The following is a 13,414-nucleotide window of genomic DNA, read 5'->3' as shown; positions in this document are numbered from 1 at the left end:
GTTAACCGCGCTGCGCCTGCGCCTCTTCATGGGCATGGCGCAGCCGCTCCCGACTATTGGTCAGATGCAACCGCATGGCTGCCCGCGCGGCATCCGAATCCTGCCGCGCAATCGCCTCATAAATCTCTTCGTGTTCACGACTCAAGCGGTCCATGTAGTGCTGCTGGTCATCGTGGGCCAGGCGTGCGGAGTTCAAACGCGTTCGCGGAATGATGCTGGTGCCCAGGTGGGTCATGATGTCGGTGAAGTAACGGTTGCCGGTAGAGAGCGCAATCTCGAGGTGGAATGCAAAGTCAGAGGCCACCGCATCACCCGCATGGGCCGCGCTTTCATTCAGGGCATCGAGGGCTGCACGCATGGCCGCCAATTGTTCATCGCTACGGCGCAGGGCCGCGAGCCCGGCAGACTCCACTTCCAGGCTGATCCTCAGCTCCAGAATCGCCAACACATCACGCAGCGTCACGACCGTGGCCGGGTCAATCCGAAAGCCGCTGGGGCTTGGCGTATCCAACACAAAAGTGCCGATACCGTGGCGGGTTTCCACCTGCCCTGCGGCCTGCAATCGCGAGATCGCTTCACGCACCACGGTACGGCTGACCCCATGGGCGTCCATGATCGCCGACTCCGTCGGCAATTTATCGCCGCGCTTGAGTTGCCCATCGCGGATCTGCTCGGACAACACCGTGACCAGTTCCTGGGCAAGACTGCGGCGCTTGCGGGGAAGACGCGGGGCGGTGTGGGTGTTATCCATGATGAATCATCTTTCTCGGCGAACTTGAGCACGCATGATAGCCCATGGCGGTTGTACGATCACCGTCCCGTCGCGACTTTCATCTTTATCATCTGCGCAAAAAAATGCCCCGACGCAGGTCGAGGCATTTTCCAGGATTACCACCCAGGGTAAACCGGTTACTTCACCACTTTCAGGCTCGGCCGGCCGCTGGGACGCGGTGGCTCGGTGTCCGGTGGTGGCACATCATCACCGTCTTCGCCTTCAATCGATTCGTCATCGCTGAAAGGCGCCTCCAGATCAAATACCATGCCTTGGCCATTCTCACGGGCATAGATCCCAAGAATGGCGCCAATCGGCACGTACAGCGTATGCGGCACGCCACCAAAACGCCCTTCGAAGCTGATCGCTTCATTGTCCATGTGCAAATGGCGCACGGCGCTGGGCGATACGTTCAGGACGATCTGCCCGTCACTGGCGAAACCCTGCGGTACCTGAACCGCGGGAAATTCAGAGTTGACCAGTACGTGCGGGGTGCAATCGTTGTCCACAATCCACTCATAGAGCGCGCGGACCAGGTAGGGTCGACTGGAGTTCATCAGCGGCTCCTTAAGCCTTAGCGCATATCGCGTTCGGCACCAGACAGACTCGCCTGGAAAGCTTCACGCGCAAACTGGCGCTCCATGTAATCAAGCAACGGCTTGGCCGGCCGCGGCAATTCAATACCGAGAATCGGCAAGCGCCAGAGTATCGGTAATAGGCAGCAGTCCACCAAGCTTTGTTCCTCACTGAGGAAAAAAGGTTTATCAGCGAACAGCGGGGACACACCGGTCAAGCTCTCGCGCAACTCCTTGCGCGCCTGCACTCGAACGGCTTCTTTTGTACGCGAATCCAGAATCACATCCACCAACCCGCACCAGTCACGCTGGATCCGGTGGATCAGCAGGCGACTGTTGGCACGCGCCACCGGGTACACCGGCAGCAGAGGTGGATGCGGGTAACGCTCATCCAGGTATTCCATCACCACAGTCGACTCCCACAATGCCAGGTCACGATCGACCAGCGTGGGCAAGCTGCCGTAAGGGTTCACTTCGATCAGCTTCGGCGGCTGACGGCCCGCCTCCACACTGATGATCTCGGCGCTGACACCCTTCTCTGCGAGCACGATACGCACTCGGTGGGAATAGTGGTCGGCGGGGTCGGAGTAACAGGCCAACCGATTGGTCACGCCCATGGCGGTCCTCCTCGCTTGTTGAAATTATCGAAAGCTCAAAAACGAGCGCGCCCAGTGAGCATCTCCGTAACGTCCGGTTCAACCAGACTGCTACATGTTCAGAGATGCCGCTGGGCGCGCAAGATTAACAGCAATTGCTTACGGTTGGATCAATGCACATCCTTCCAGTATTCGCGCTTGAGCAGATAAGCGAATACGAAGAAGAAAGCCAGGTACAGCAATACATAGGTGCCGATACGTTGGTGCTGCAGTTTGACCGGATTGGCCGAGTAGGCCAGGAAGGTCACCAGGTTCTTGACCTTCTCGTCGAACTGCTCTTCGTTCAGCGTACCGGTCTTGGGCACGATGGTCAGTTGATCGCACGCTTCATGAGTCAAAGGCGTACCGGTCAACGGATCATATTGCTTCTTCCCATCTTCAACGACCTGAACCTGTTTGCATCCTACCACTTGCCGGCCCTGCAGGCTGACCAGAACGTTAGGCATACCGACGTTCGGGAACACTTTGTTGTTCACACCCCATGGGCGCGCCGGGTCTTCATAGAAGGATTTCAGGTAGCCATACAACCAATCGGTCCCACGCACGCGCGCTACCAGGGTCAGATCGGGCGGTGCGGCACCGAACCAGGCCTTGGCGTCCGCCGGCTGCATGCCGATGTTCATGTGGTCGCCAATCTTGGCACCGGTGAACACCAGCTTGTCGAGCATCACTTCGTGTGGGATGCCCAGGTCATCGGCAACGCGCTCATAGCGCTGGAACTTGGCGCTATGGCAGCCCATGCAGTAGTTGGCGAAGGTGCGCGCACCGTCTTGCAGGGCAGCTTTGTCGGATACGTCGATGTCGACTTTTTCCAGATCAGGCCCATGCTCGGCCGCGAAGGACAGGAGCGGCAGCGCCGCAAGCATCAAAGCAACGAATAACTTTTTCATCAGCCAGTCACCCTTTCCGGAACCGGTTTGGTCTTCTCGAGCCGGGTGTAGAACGGCATCAGAATGAAGTAAGCGAAGTACAGGAAGGTGCAGATCTGCGACAGCAGCGTACGCTCAGGGGTCGGCGCCAGTACACCCAATACACCCAGGATCACGAAGGCGATGCAGAATACCCACAGCCAGATTTTGCTCAGCCAGCCTTTGTAGCGCATGGACTTGACCGGGCTTCGATCAAGCCACGGCAGCACGAACAGCAGCGCGATCGAAGCGCCCATCGCCATCACGCCCATCAGCTTGTCGGGGATTGCCCGCAAGATGGCGTAGAACGGCGTGAAGTACCAGACCGGTGCAATATGCTCGGGGGTCTTGAAAGCGTTGGCCTGTTCGAAGTTAGGCTTCTCCAGGAAATAACCACCCATCTCCGGGAAAAAGAACACGATCGAGCAGAAGATAAACAGGAAGACCACTACGCCGACGATGTCCTTCACGGTGTAGTACGGGTGGAATGGAATGCCATCCAGCGGTACGCCGTTTTCGTCTTTGTGCTTCTTGATATCCACGCCGTCCGGGTTGTTGGAACCCACTTCGTGAAGCGCCAGGATGTGCAGCACTACCAGGCCGAGAATCACGATCGGCAAGGCCACGACGTGCAAGGCGAAGAAGCGGTTCAGGGTGATGCCGGAGATCAGGTAGTCACCACGGATCCACTGGGTCAGGTCGTTGCCGATGACCGGGATCGCGCCAAACAGCGAGATGATCACCTGGGCGCCCCAGTACGACATCTGGCCCCATGGCAGCAAGTAACCCATGAAGGCTTCGGCCATCAGCGCCAGGTAGATCAGCATGCCGAAGACCCACACCAGTTCGCGGGGCTTCTGGTACGAACCGTAGAGCAGGCCACGGAACATGTGCAGGTAGACGACGATGAAGAACGCCGAAGCGCCTGTGGAGTGCAGCAGGCGCAGGATCGAGCCGTACTCGACGTCACGCATGATGTATTCGACGGAGGCGAACGCCTCTTCCGCCGACGGGGTGTAGCTCATCGTCAGCCAGACGCCGGTGACGATCTGGTTGACCAGCACCAGCAGTGCCAGGGAGCCGAAGAAATAGAAGAAGTTGAAGTTTTTTGGTGCGTAATATTTGCTGAGATGGTCTTCCCACATTTTAGTGGCGGGGAAGCGCGCATCCACCCAATCCATGAACTTGCTCATCAGGCTTTCTCCCCCTCGTCGACGCCAATGACAATGACACTGTCAGTCTCGTAATGATGTGGCGGAACTGGCAGGTTCAAGGGTGCGGGTTGTGCTTTGTAGACGCGACCAGCCAGGTCGTAGTGAGAACCGTGGCAAGGGCAGAAATAACCACCGACCCAATCTTTGCCAAGGTCGGCAGGAGCAACTTCAGGGCGGAAAGTAGGCGAGCAACCCAGGTGGGTGCAGATACCGATCAGCAGCAGAATCTCCGGCTTGATCGAACGGATTTCCTTATCTACGTAAGCGGGTTGGTCGGAATTCTTCGAGTCGGGGTCAGACAGTTGACCTTCGATTTTCTTCAGATTTCCCAGGATCTCCTCGGTACGACGAACGATGAACACTGGCTGACCGCGCCACTCAGCAATCATCTGCTGGCCTGGGTCGATCTTGCTGACATTCACCTTCACCGGTGCACCTGCGGCTTTCGCCTTGGCACTGGGAAACCATGACCCCACGAACGGGACCGCAGCCCCCACCGCTCCTGCAGCACCCACCACGGATGTGGCTGCTACCAAGAAGCGACGCCGGCCTGCATTCACGCCGTCATTGCTCATTCAGTCCTCTCCCATCAGCTTTTTGGCCTGTTAAATCAGGCGTCTACTAAGTGTTGAATCTTTACTTATAAAAATTTTGACGGATGGTAATGAAAAGCCCCACGTATGACAAGGGAATTGCCCGGGGCTCCCTCTCCAAGCCTTGTAGTATAGGGGGTCTACGGATGTGGCAAGTTGTCACGGCAAATTTTCTGCACAAATCGCAGGCAATAAAAAACGCCCAGCTCCGTGAGGAGACTGGGCGTTTTTGTGGAACGTAAAGCGAATTAACGCTTCGAGTACTGCGGACGCTTACGCGCTTTACGCAGACCGACTTTCTTACGTTCAACTTCACGGGCATCGCGAGTAACGAAGCCAGCTTTGCGCAGAGCGCTACGCAGGGTTTCGTCGTAGCTCATCAGCGCGCGAGTGATGCCGTGGCGGATTGCGCCAGCTTGACCACTTACACCGCCACCGATAACGGTGACGTAGATGTCGAACTTTTCAACTGTCTCGGTCAGTTCCAGCGGCTGACGAACTACCATGCGGGCAGTTTCGCGGCCGAAGAAGTTATCCAGGGAGCGGTTGTTGATCGAGATGTTACCAGTGCCCGGACGCAGGAAAACGCGTGCGGTTGCGGTTTTGCGACGGCCAGTGCCGTAATTTTGAGTCGCCGACATAATGAACTATTCCGTTAAAACTTCAGTTCTTGGGGCTGCTGAGCAGCATGAGGGTGAGCTGCGCCCGCATAGACTTTCAGCTTGCGAAACATATCGCGACCCAGTGGGCCCTTCGGCAGCATGCCTTTGACCGCGATTTCGATCGGGGCTTCAGGCTTCTTGGAAATCAGGCCTTCGAAGTTGGAAGACTTGATACCGCCTGGGAAACCGGAGTGACGGTAGTACATTTTGTCGCTTGCTTTGTTGCCGGTTACACGAACCTGCTCAGCGTTGATGATGACGATGTAGTCACCGGTATCAACGTGCGGGGTGTACTCAGGCTTGTGCTTGCCACGCAGACGGCTGGCGACTTCAGTGGCCAGACGACCCAGGGTCTGACCAGCGGCGTCGACGACAAACCAGTCGCGCTGAACTGTTTCCGGTTTTGCAGTAAAAGTTGTCATTCTTTAATAGCCTCAGGGGCCGCCTGTAAATTTAGACGGCGGATCTTACTGAATAGTGCGTACTTTGACAAGGTCAAAGGCAGCCGGATACAGACGCTATCGGGGGCTCGGGTCGGCGCGTCCGTTCAACGGCAAGATTCTTCGGCAGGCGGCGCATCACTTCCACTGCAGAAAGAGGTGGGCAATTATGCAGATTGCGAAAAAAAATTCAACCTGCTTTTATGATTGTTTTCCCTGAAGGAGTACCCGATGGATTATCGACAGCTGGGCCGTACGGATCTGAACGTGAGCGCGATAGCCTTGGGCACCATGACCTGGGGTGAGCAGAACAGCGAGGCAGAGGCCTTCGCGCAGATCGAACGGGCCAAGGCCGCGGGGATCAACTTCCTCGATACGGCCGAGATGTACCCGGTGCCACCCAAGGCCGAAACCTACGCCACCACCGAGCGTTATATCGGCAACTACTTCAAGAGTCGCGGCGACCGTGCCGACTGGGTCCTGGCCAGCAAGATCGCCGGCCCCGGCAATACCATCGACTACATCCGCGACCGCCACCTGCGCCACAACCGCAAGCACATCGTCGAAGCCCTGGATGCCAGCCTCAAGCGCCTGCAAACCGACTGGATCGACCTCTATCAACTGCACTGGCCGGAACGCAGCACCAACTTCTTCGGCCAACTGAGCTACAAGCACAAGGACGAAGACGACCTCACCCCGCTGGAAGAAACCCTCGAGGCACTGGATGAACAGGTGAAGGCCGGCAAGATCCGCCACATCGGCCTGTCCAACGAAACCCCATGGGGCACCATGAAGTTCCTGGCGCTGGCTGAAGCGCGCGGCTGGACCCGTGCAGTGTCGATCCAGAACCCCTACAACCTGCTCAACCGCAGCTTCGAAGTGGGCTTGGCGGAAGTCGCCATTCGCGAACAATGCGGCCTGCTGGCCTATTCACCCCTGGCGTTCGGCATGCTCAGCGGCAAGTACGAAGGCGGCGCACGCCCCGCAAAGGCACGCCTGACCGAATACAGCCGCTTCAGCCGCTACTTCAACCCGCAGTCGGAAGCCGCGTGCAGCCGTTACGTCGCGCTGGCGCGTGAACACGGCCTGGACCCGGCACAGATGGCACTGGCATTCGTGACGCAGCAGCCGTTCGTGACCAGCAACATTATCGGGGCCACAACGCTTGCGCAGCTGGACAGCAACATTGCCAGCGCTGACCTGAAGCTGTCGAAGGAAGTGTTGGAAGGGATTGAGGCGATCCAGAAGGATCATCCGAATCCAGCGCCTTGATTGACCTTTAGGCCGCTATCGGGAGCAAGCCCTACATTTGATGGATGAATAGTTCAAATGTGGGCCTGCTTCCGATGAGGCCATCAGCCACACACCCATTCAAAGCGCCCGCGCAATAATTTCCTTCATGATTTCATTGGTACCCGCATAGATCCGCTGCACCCGCGCATCCGCCCAGGCCCGGGCAATCGGGTATTCCCACATGAAGCCGTAACCGCCATGCAACTGCACGCACTCATCGAGCACCTTGCACTGCAGGTCCGTCGCCCAGTACTTGGCCATCGCCGCCGTAGGCACATCAAGCTTGCCCTCCAGATGCAATGCCATGCACTTATCGACGAACACACGGCCAATCTGAATCTCGGTCGCCATCTCTGCGAGCTTGAAGCGAGTGTTCTGGAAATCCGCAATGGCCTTGCCGAACGCTTTGCGCTCTCGGGTGTATTCCAAGGTCCACTCCAACGCAGCCTCGGCGGACGCCAAGGCACCAATCGCGACAGTCAAACGCTCCTGGGGCAACTCCTGCATCAAGTAAGCGAACCCCATGCCCGCCTGGCCCAACAGGTTTTCCCTGGGCACGCGCACGTCCTGGAAAAACAGCTCCGAGGTATCCTGAGCCTTCATGCCCACCTTCTCCAGACGCTTGCCCTTGTCAAAGCCCGGCGTGTCGGCTTCGACCAGAAACAGGCTGGTGCCCTTGGCGCCGGCCTTGGGATCGGTCTTGGCCACGACGATCACCAACTCGGCCAGGTAGCCGTTGGTGATGAAGGTCTTGGAGCCATTGATCACGTACTCATCACCGTCCAGGACTGCTGTGGTCTTAACGCCCTGCAGGTCGGAACCGGCGCCCGGCTCGGTCATCGCAATGGCCGTGACCATCTCGCCCGAGATCAGTTTGGGCAGGTATTTGTGCTTCAGCGCCTCGCTGCCGTAATGCAGGATGTAGGGCGCAACGATATCCGAATGCAAAGAGAACCCGATTCCGGTCAGACCCAGGCGACTGATTTCCTCGATCACAACCGCGCTGTAGAGGAAGTCTGCCCCCAGCCCGCCATACGCCTCCGGCAGATGGGAACACAGCATTCCCGCCTCCCCTGCCCTGCGCCATAAATTACGGTCGATGTAGCCCTGCTTCTCCCATTGCCCGTGGAATGGCGCCGCGTCTTTTTCGAGGAAGGTGCGCACACTCTCGCGAAAGAGTTCGTGCTCCGGGCTGAACAAGGTTCTGGGAATCATGGGTCACCTGCAAGGATTGTCGGACAAGGACGAGCCCACAGAGACTATGCCGCGATGGCGTCACGGGACACTGGACACATGCGACAAAAAATAAGACGATCCAGCCGTCTGGTGACCACTTTCCCCTATAAGAATAAATGAAATTATGTCTAACCAAATCTCCACGCCCTTGCGGCGCGTCAGCATTTTGGCCATTGATCGGGTATTCGCTTCAACCCTCATGCAAGCCAAGGATTTCTTCCACCTCGCCAGCCTGCGCTATGGCAAACAGCAGGGCCTGGGCCTGACCCCGGCATTCGAAACGCGCCTGGTCAGCCCCGACGGGCAACCGGTGCGTAGCTTCAGCGATGTGATCATGCCGGTGGATGGCGGCCTGGAAAACGCCGACATCATCGTGTTGCCGGCCTTCTGGGACGATTTCGGTGCCCTCTGCACGCGCTACCCGCAAGTGCTGCCCTGGCTGCGCGAACAACACAGCCGTGGCGCCGTGCTCTGCGGCGAAGCCACCGGGGTGTTCTGGCTGGCTGAGGCCGGCTTGCTCGATGGCAAGGAAGCGACGACCTACTGGCGCTTCTTCAATGCCTTCAGCGAGCGTTTCCCCAAGGTCCAACTCAACCAGGACAAACACCTCACCGATGCCGACAACCTGTATTGCGCCGGCGGTACCACGTCGGCATGCGACCTCTACATCTACCTGATCGAACGTTTCTGCGGCGCCAACATCGCCCAGGCCGTGGCCCGCGATATCCTCTACGAAGTGCAGCGCAACTACGCACCGGGACGCATCGGTTTTGGCGGGCAGAAGCTGCACCAGGACGTGATCATCCTGCAGATCCAGCACTGGCTCGAAGAGCACTTCGCCGACAAGTTCCGCTTTGAAGATGTCGCGCGCGAACACGGCATGAGCATCCGCAATTTCATGCGCCGCTTCCAGACGGCCACCGGTGACAAGCCGCTGCATTATCTGCAACGCCTGCGAATCGAGACGGCCAAGGGCCTGCTCTCGGGCAGCCGCAAGAGCATCAAGACCATCAGTTATGAGGTGGGGTATGACGATGCGAGTTTCTTTGCGCGGTTGTTCAGGCAGCACACCGAGTTGTCGCCGAACCAATACCGCCAGCAGTTCCAGCAAGCGGCGTAGATTTACTGTGGCGAGGGAGCTGGCTCCCGCTGGACCGGGCTGGCGCTCCAGCGCGCAGCGTTCCTAAGCTTTTGGGGCTGCTGCGCAGCCCAGCGGGAGCAAGCTCCCTCGCCACAGAAGCTGGTCTTAGGGTTTGTGTCCGCGCGACAGGAACTCGTGGGACTGCATTTCCAGCAAACGGCTCAGCGTGCGCTGGAATTCGAAGTTCAAGCGCCCGCCGGTATACAGATCCTTCAGCTCGACTTCCGCCGAGATGATCAGCTTGACGTTACGGTCGTAGAACTCGTCGACCATGTTGATAAAGCGCCGCGCGATGTCGTCGGTGGTGACGCTCATCTGTTCGACGCCGCTCAAGATCACCGCGTGGAAGATCTTGCCCAGTTCGATGTAGTCGTTCTGGCTGCGCGGGCCGTCGCAGAGCGCACGGAAGTCGAACCACGCCACGTCATCGCACGTACGCAGTGCAATGATTTCGCGGTTTTCGATCATCAGCTTGTCGTTTTCCACCGCCTGAGTGCATTCCGGCGTCAGCGCACGGAAGCTCTTTTTCAAGCTCTCGTGGGCCGCTTCGTTCAGCGGGAAGTGGAACAGCTCGGCTTGCTCAAGGTGACGCAGGCGGTAGTCGACGCCGCTGTCGACGTTGACGATTTCGGTGTTCTGCTTGATCAGCGCGATGGCCGGCAGGAAGCGCGCACGTTGCAGGCCGTCCTTGTACAGGCCATCGGGCACGATGTTCGAAGTCGCGACCAGGGTCACGCCGTTCTTGAACAACTCTTCCATCAGGGTGCCGAGGATCATGGCGTCGGTGATGTCGGAGACGAAGAACTCATCGAAGCAGATCACCCGCGCTTCTTCGGAGAACCGCTTGGCGATGATGGTCAGGGGGTTTTTCTCGCCCGGCAGGGTCTTCATCTCTTCGTGCACACGCTTCATGAAGCGGTGGAAGTGCGTCCGCACCTTTTCCTTGAACGGCAGCGCTTCGAAGAAGGTGTCGACCAAATAAGTCTTGCCGCGCCCCACGCCGCCCCAAAAGTACAGGCCCTTGACCGGCGTGCGGTCTTTCTTGCCAAACAGCTTGCTGAGCATCCCGGGCTTGCTTTGCGAGGCCGCGAGCAGGTCGTCGTACAGGCGCTGTAAATGACGCACCGCATTTTCCTGAGCCGCGTCATGGAAGAACTCAGGGCGTTTCAGATCAGCTTGATATCGTTCTAGGGGCGTCATAATTTCGTTAGCAAGGCAACAAAAACGGGCCGTCACTGTAGCGACGGCCCTGGATAATGGCAATCAACCCTTGGTCGGGTTAATCCTCGATAGGGGTCAACGCTACGCGCAATGCGGCGATGGCCGCATCGCGCGACTGTTCGTCGGCGAACTTGGCACTGTCGGCCACGGCCTCGCCGCCCAGCCATACGGTGAAGCCCAGGGCTTCGCTGCGTACGTCCAGTGGGTCACCGCTTTGCAACTGCTTGGTCACCGCACCCGCGGCTTTGCCATCGGCAAAGTTGCGCGACAGCAGCAGTTGCTCGCCATCGGCCGCCAGCAAACGGAAACGGAAACTGCCGTCGTCTTCGCGAAAGCTCACGAAACGCGCCGCTTTCGCCGCTTTCTTTTTGGCGGCGACCGGCGCTGCTGTCTGTTCGACAAACGAACGCAGGCCCACCGCTTCACGCAGCTCGGCCAGGAACGGTGCGGCCACGGCGCGCGCTTTCTTGGCGCCGATCAGCAACAGGTCTTCCATGTCCGAGGGGCGCGACATCAGCTGATGGTAACGCTCACGAGCTTCGCCCAGTTGGCCATCCAGCAGTTGGAACAGGCGATTCTTCGCCTCCCCCCAGCCCAGGCCCTGCAGCAGTTCGGCGCGGAACTCCTGCTCCTGGGCCGGCGTAGCAAACGCCTGGTACAGGGTGAACAGGTGCGAGTTATCCGGGTCTTTGGCTTCGCCGGGCGCACGGGAGTCGGTGACGATGCGCGAGATGGCGTCTTTCATGTCCTTGGCGCTGGTGAACAACGGGATGGTGTTGTCGTAGCTCTTGGACATCTTGCGGCCATCCAGGCCCGGCAAGGTGGCGACGCTTTCTTCGATCAACGCCTCGGGCATGGTGAAGAATTCTTTACCGTTGCCGAACAGGTGGTTGAAGCGCTGGCCAATGTCACGGGCCATTTCCACGTGCTGGATCTGGTCACGGCCGACAGGCACCTTGTGCGCGTTGAACATCAGGATGTCCGCCGCCATCAGTACCGGGTAGCTGTACAGGCCCATGCTGATGCCCGCATCCGGGTCTTCACCGGCTTCCACGTTCTTGTCCACCGAGGCCTTATAGGCATGGGCACGATTGAGCAAGCCCTTGGCGGCCACGCAGGTCAGCAGCCAGGTCAGTTCGGGGATTTCCGGGATATCGGACTGGCGATAGAACGTTACCCGGTTCACATCCAGGCCGCCGGCCAGCCAGGTCGCGGCGATTTCCATACGCGAGCGCTGGATGCGCTGCGGGTCATCGCATTTGATCAGGGCGTGGTAGTCAGCCAGAAAGTAGAAGGAATCGGCATTGGCGTCCTGGCTGGCGAGAATCGCCGGGCGGATCGCGCCGGCGTAGTTGCCCAGGTGCGGCGTGCCGGTGGTGGTGATGCCGGTGAGGATACGGGTACGAGTCGTCATGGGTAATCGCTTATCAGACTGCTATCAATTCGAGAGGCGCGGCAGTACCAGATCCTTGAGATCGGTCAGCTTGCCATGAAAAAAGTGTCCGCATTCTGCCACTTTCAGCAGCTCATGGGGGCGTTTGAGGGCAGCGGACCAGTCGTAGACGGTCTGGGGGTCGACCACTTCGTCGGTTTCCGGCTGGATCAGGGTCAGTGGGCAGCCCAGCGGCAGCGGGTCCGTATCGCGCAGGCGCATCACCGCCGCCGCCACCATGAACAAGTGCGCAAGCTTTTCACCCTTGGCTTCCAGGCGCCCGCCGAGGCTGGCAGCCACATAGCCGCCGAAGGAAAAACCGAGCAGCGTGATCGGCAAGTCCGGGTGTTTTTCCCGCAGCCAGGTCGCGGCTGCTTCGGCGTCATCCACTTCACCGGTGCTCATGTCGTGGGTACCGGCACTGGCACCGACACCACGGTAGTTGAAACGCAAAGTAATCAAACCCGCATCGCGGGCGGTGCGTTGCAGGGTCGACACGACTTTATTGAGCATGGTCCCACCCTGCACCGGATTGGGGTGGCAGATCAGCGCCAGGCCACGTGGCTCGGGGTGATCCAGGTACAAGGCTTCCAATTGACCCACCGGGCCTTCGATCAAAACGGGGGTTTCACGCATGAGCAAGGATGAACTCCGTGACCTCTCAAGGGGTCGACTCGTCTAGCTAAAAGTCTGTGCATGGCATGATTGCGAGCTTAATCGCGGTATACAGCGCAGGTCCGAGCCGTTAACGTAAAGCAAAGCCGTTTATAGAGGAAGGACTCGTGGAACACTCGCTCTTAGTTTGGTTGTTGCCGACTCTCGCCCTGGTTGCCGGTGTCGCCATTGGATTCCTGGTTGCTCGCCTGCTGCCAAATGCCGCGCCTAACCGCACGCAGCGTCAGCTGGATGACATTCAGGAACGTTTTGACAGTTATCAGAACGAGGTTGTTACCCACTTCAACAGCACCGCGACCCTGGTCAAGAAGCTCACCCAGAGCTACCAGGAAGTACAGGACCACCTCGCCGATGGCGCCAACCGCCTGGCCCTCGACGACATCACCCGTCAGCGCCTGCTGGCCGCGCTGCATTCCGATGCACCGCAAGCCCCACGTGAGCGCCTGACCCCACCACGGGAAAACCAGGAGCCACCACGGGACTACGCGCCAAAAACGCCGAACGCCCCCGGCATGCTGGATGAGCATTACGGCTTGAAGAAGTAAGTCTTCTCCAAGCACAAAAAAAGCCCGGCTGATCGATGATCAGCCGGGCTT

At 58.7% G+C, this 13,414-nt stretch carries 15 protein-coding genes; 3 read left to right on the top strand and 12 right to left on the bottom strand.

What is annotated here, in order from left to right; translation table 11 throughout:
• Position 1: 1 nt before the first annotated feature.
• From M5B97_RS16080 to rplM, 8 genes are all read right to left on the bottom strand, one after another.
• Positions 2 to 751 (bottom strand): FadR/GntR family transcriptional regulator, encoded by a 750-nt coding sequence (locus M5B97_RS16080; protein WP_123714568.1) that lies wholly within the window; start codon positions 749 to 751, stop codon positions 2 to 4.
• 158 nt (positions 752 to 909) lie between these two features.
• Positions 910 to 1,329, bottom strand: coding sequence for a ClpXP protease specificity-enhancing factor (locus M5B97_RS16075; RefSeq protein WP_123714567.1), 420 nt, complete (start codon positions 1,327 to 1,329; stop codon positions 910 to 912).
• 17 nt (positions 1,330 to 1,346) lie between these two features.
• Entirely contained in the window at positions 1,347 to 1,964 is a 618-nt protein-coding gene (locus M5B97_RS16070) for a glutathione S-transferase N-terminal domain-containing protein (RefSeq protein WP_123714566.1), read from the bottom strand.
• Between the two features lie 149 nt (positions 1,965 to 2,113).
• Positions 2,114 to 2,893 carry a cytochrome c1 gene (locus M5B97_RS16065; RefSeq protein ID WP_123714565.1) on the bottom strand — a complete coding sequence of 260 codons (780 nt, stop codon included), beginning with the start codon at positions 2,891 to 2,893 and terminating at the stop codon, positions 2,114 to 2,116.
• A complete protein-coding gene (locus M5B97_RS16060; protein WP_123714564.1) occupies positions 2,893 to 4,104 on the bottom strand; it encodes a cytochrome bc complex cytochrome b subunit in 1,212 nt (403 codons plus the stop codon). Before M5B97_RS16060 ends, M5B97_RS16065 begins: the two co-directional genes overlap by 1 nt.
• Positions 4,104 to 4,700: a ubiquinol-cytochrome c reductase iron-sulfur subunit gene (gene petA, locus M5B97_RS16055; protein ID WP_123714563.1), complete on the bottom strand. Its 597-nt coding sequence runs from the start codon at positions 4,698 to 4,700 to the stop codon at positions 4,104 to 4,106. The genes M5B97_RS16060 and petA overlap by 1 nt, the downstream gene beginning before the upstream one ends.
• A 266-nt stretch (positions 4,701 to 4,966) precedes the next feature.
• Positions 4,967 to 5,359, bottom strand: a complete 393-nt coding sequence (gene rpsI, locus M5B97_RS16050) for a 30S ribosomal protein S9 (protein ID WP_016971570.1) — start codon at positions 5,357 to 5,359, stop codon at positions 4,967 to 4,969.
• Between the two features lie 14 nt (positions 5,360 to 5,373).
• Complete coding sequence (rplM, locus tag M5B97_RS16045) at positions 5,374 to 5,802, bottom strand: 50S ribosomal protein L13 (RefSeq protein WP_060754914.1); 429 nt, start codon at positions 5,800 to 5,802, stop codon at positions 5,374 to 5,376.
• A 249-nt stretch (positions 5,803 to 6,051) separates the two neighbouring features.
• Here rplM and M5B97_RS16040 point away from each other — a divergent pair, with 249 nt between their 5' ends.
• Positions 6,052 to 7,092: an NADP(H)-dependent aldo-keto reductase gene (locus M5B97_RS16040; protein WP_123714562.1), complete on the top strand. Its 1,041-nt coding sequence runs from the start codon at positions 6,052 to 6,054 to the stop codon at positions 7,090 to 7,092.
• Between the two features lie 99 nt (positions 7,093 to 7,191).
• Here the strand turns inward: M5B97_RS16040 and M5B97_RS16035 are convergent, their stop codons facing one another.
• Positions 7,192 to 8,328, bottom strand: coding sequence for an acyl-CoA dehydrogenase family protein (locus M5B97_RS16035; protein WP_248731999.1), 1,137 nt, complete (start codon positions 8,326 to 8,328; stop codon positions 7,192 to 7,194).
• Between the two features lie 220 nt (positions 8,329 to 8,548).
• On the opposite strand from M5B97_RS16035, the gene M5B97_RS16030 reads away from it, so the two are divergent.
• Positions 8,549 to 9,469 (top strand): GlxA family transcriptional regulator, encoded by a 921-nt coding sequence (locus M5B97_RS16030; RefSeq protein ID WP_248732063.1) that lies wholly within the window; start codon positions 8,549 to 8,551, stop codon positions 9,467 to 9,469.
• Positions 9,470 to 9,595: 126 nt separating this feature from the next.
• Here M5B97_RS16030 and zapE read toward each other — a convergent pair whose 3' ends face one another.
• The 3 genes from zapE to M5B97_RS16015 all read right to left on the bottom strand — a co-directional run bounded on the left by zapE (position 9,596) and on the right by M5B97_RS16015 (position 12,779).
• The gene (gene zapE / locus M5B97_RS16025; protein ID WP_248731998.1) at positions 9,596 to 10,690 is read right to left on the bottom strand and encodes a cell division protein ZapE; all 1,095 of its coding nucleotides are present in this window, start codon (positions 10,688 to 10,690) and stop codon (positions 9,596 to 9,598) included.
• Positions 10,691 to 10,769: 79 nt separating this feature from the next.
• Positions 10,770 to 12,125: a tryptophan--tRNA ligase gene (locus M5B97_RS16020; protein WP_123714558.1), complete on the bottom strand. Its 1,356-nt coding sequence runs from the start codon at positions 12,123 to 12,125 to the stop codon at positions 10,770 to 10,772.
• A gap of 24 nt (positions 12,126 to 12,149) precedes the next feature.
• Entirely contained in the window at positions 12,150 to 12,779 is a 630-nt protein-coding gene (locus M5B97_RS16015) for an alpha/beta fold hydrolase (protein ID WP_248731997.1), read from the bottom strand.
• Between the two features lie 146 nt (positions 12,780 to 12,925).
• Here M5B97_RS16015 and M5B97_RS16010 point away from each other — a divergent pair, with 146 nt between their 5' ends.
• On the top strand, positions 12,926 to 13,363 hold the full coding sequence (locus M5B97_RS16010; protein WP_017138275.1) for a DUF1043 family protein: 438 nt from the start codon (positions 12,926 to 12,928) through the stop codon (positions 13,361 to 13,363).
• Positions 13,364 to 13,414 lie beyond the last annotated feature (51 nt).

The organism is Pseudomonas sp. MWU13-2517 (genome assembly GCF_023242545.1).
Classification (GTDB): domain Bacteria; phylum Pseudomonadota; class Gammaproteobacteria; order Pseudomonadales; family Pseudomonadaceae; genus Aquipseudomonas.
This window is presented reverse-complemented; position numbering and strand designations above follow the sequence as displayed.

Bases quoted from the DNA above. Each gene is read 5' to 3' on its own strand.
- M5B97_RS16020 (WP_123714558.1), bottom strand. From the start codon at position 12,125: ATGACGACTCGTACCCGTATCCTCACCGGCATCACCACCACCGGCACG.
- rpsI (WP_016971570.1), bottom strand. From the start codon at position 5,359: ATGTCGGCGACTCAAAATTACGGCACTGGCCGTCGCAAAACCGCAACC.
- M5B97_RS16060 (WP_123714564.1), bottom strand. From the start codon at position 4,104: ATGAGCAAGTTCATGGATTGGGTGGATGCGCGCTTCCCCGCCACTAAA.
- M5B97_RS16070 (WP_123714566.1), bottom strand. From the start codon at position 1,964: ATGGGCGTGACCAATCGGTTGGCCTGTTACTCCGACCCCGCCGACCAC.
- M5B97_RS16015 (WP_248731997.1), bottom strand. From the start codon at position 12,779: ATGCGTGAAACCCCCGTTTTGATCGAAGGCCCGGTGGGTCAATTGGAA.
- M5B97_RS16040 (WP_123714562.1), top strand. From the start codon at position 6,052: ATGGATTATCGACAGCTGGGCCGTACGGATCTGAACGTGAGCGCGATA.
- petA (WP_123714563.1), bottom strand. From the start codon at position 4,700: ATGAGCAATGACGGCGTGAATGCAGGCCGGCGTCGCTTCTTGGTAGCA.
- M5B97_RS16035 (WP_248731999.1), bottom strand. From the start codon at position 8,328: ATGATTCCCAGAACCTTGTTCAGCCCGGAGCACGAACTCTTTCGCGAG.
- M5B97_RS16080 (WP_123714568.1), bottom strand. From the start codon at position 751: ATGGATAACACCCACACCGCCCCGCGTCTTCCCCGCAAGCGCCGCAGT.
- rplM (WP_060754914.1), bottom strand. From the start codon at position 5,802: ATGACAACTTTTACTGCAAAACCGGAAACAGTTCAGCGCGACTGGTTT.
- M5B97_RS16065 (WP_123714565.1), bottom strand. From the start codon at position 2,893: ATGAAAAAGTTATTCGTTGCTTTGATGCTTGCGGCGCTGCCGCTCCTG.
- zapE (WP_248731998.1), bottom strand. From the start codon at position 10,690: ATGACGCCCCTAGAACGATATCAAGCTGATCTGAAACGCCCTGAGTTC.
- M5B97_RS16075 (WP_123714567.1), bottom strand. From the start codon at position 1,329: ATGAACTCCAGTCGACCCTACCTGGTCCGCGCGCTCTATGAGTGGATT.
- M5B97_RS16030 (WP_248732063.1), top strand. From the start codon at position 8,549: ATGCAAGCCAAGGATTTCTTCCACCTCGCCAGCCTGCGCTATGGCAAA.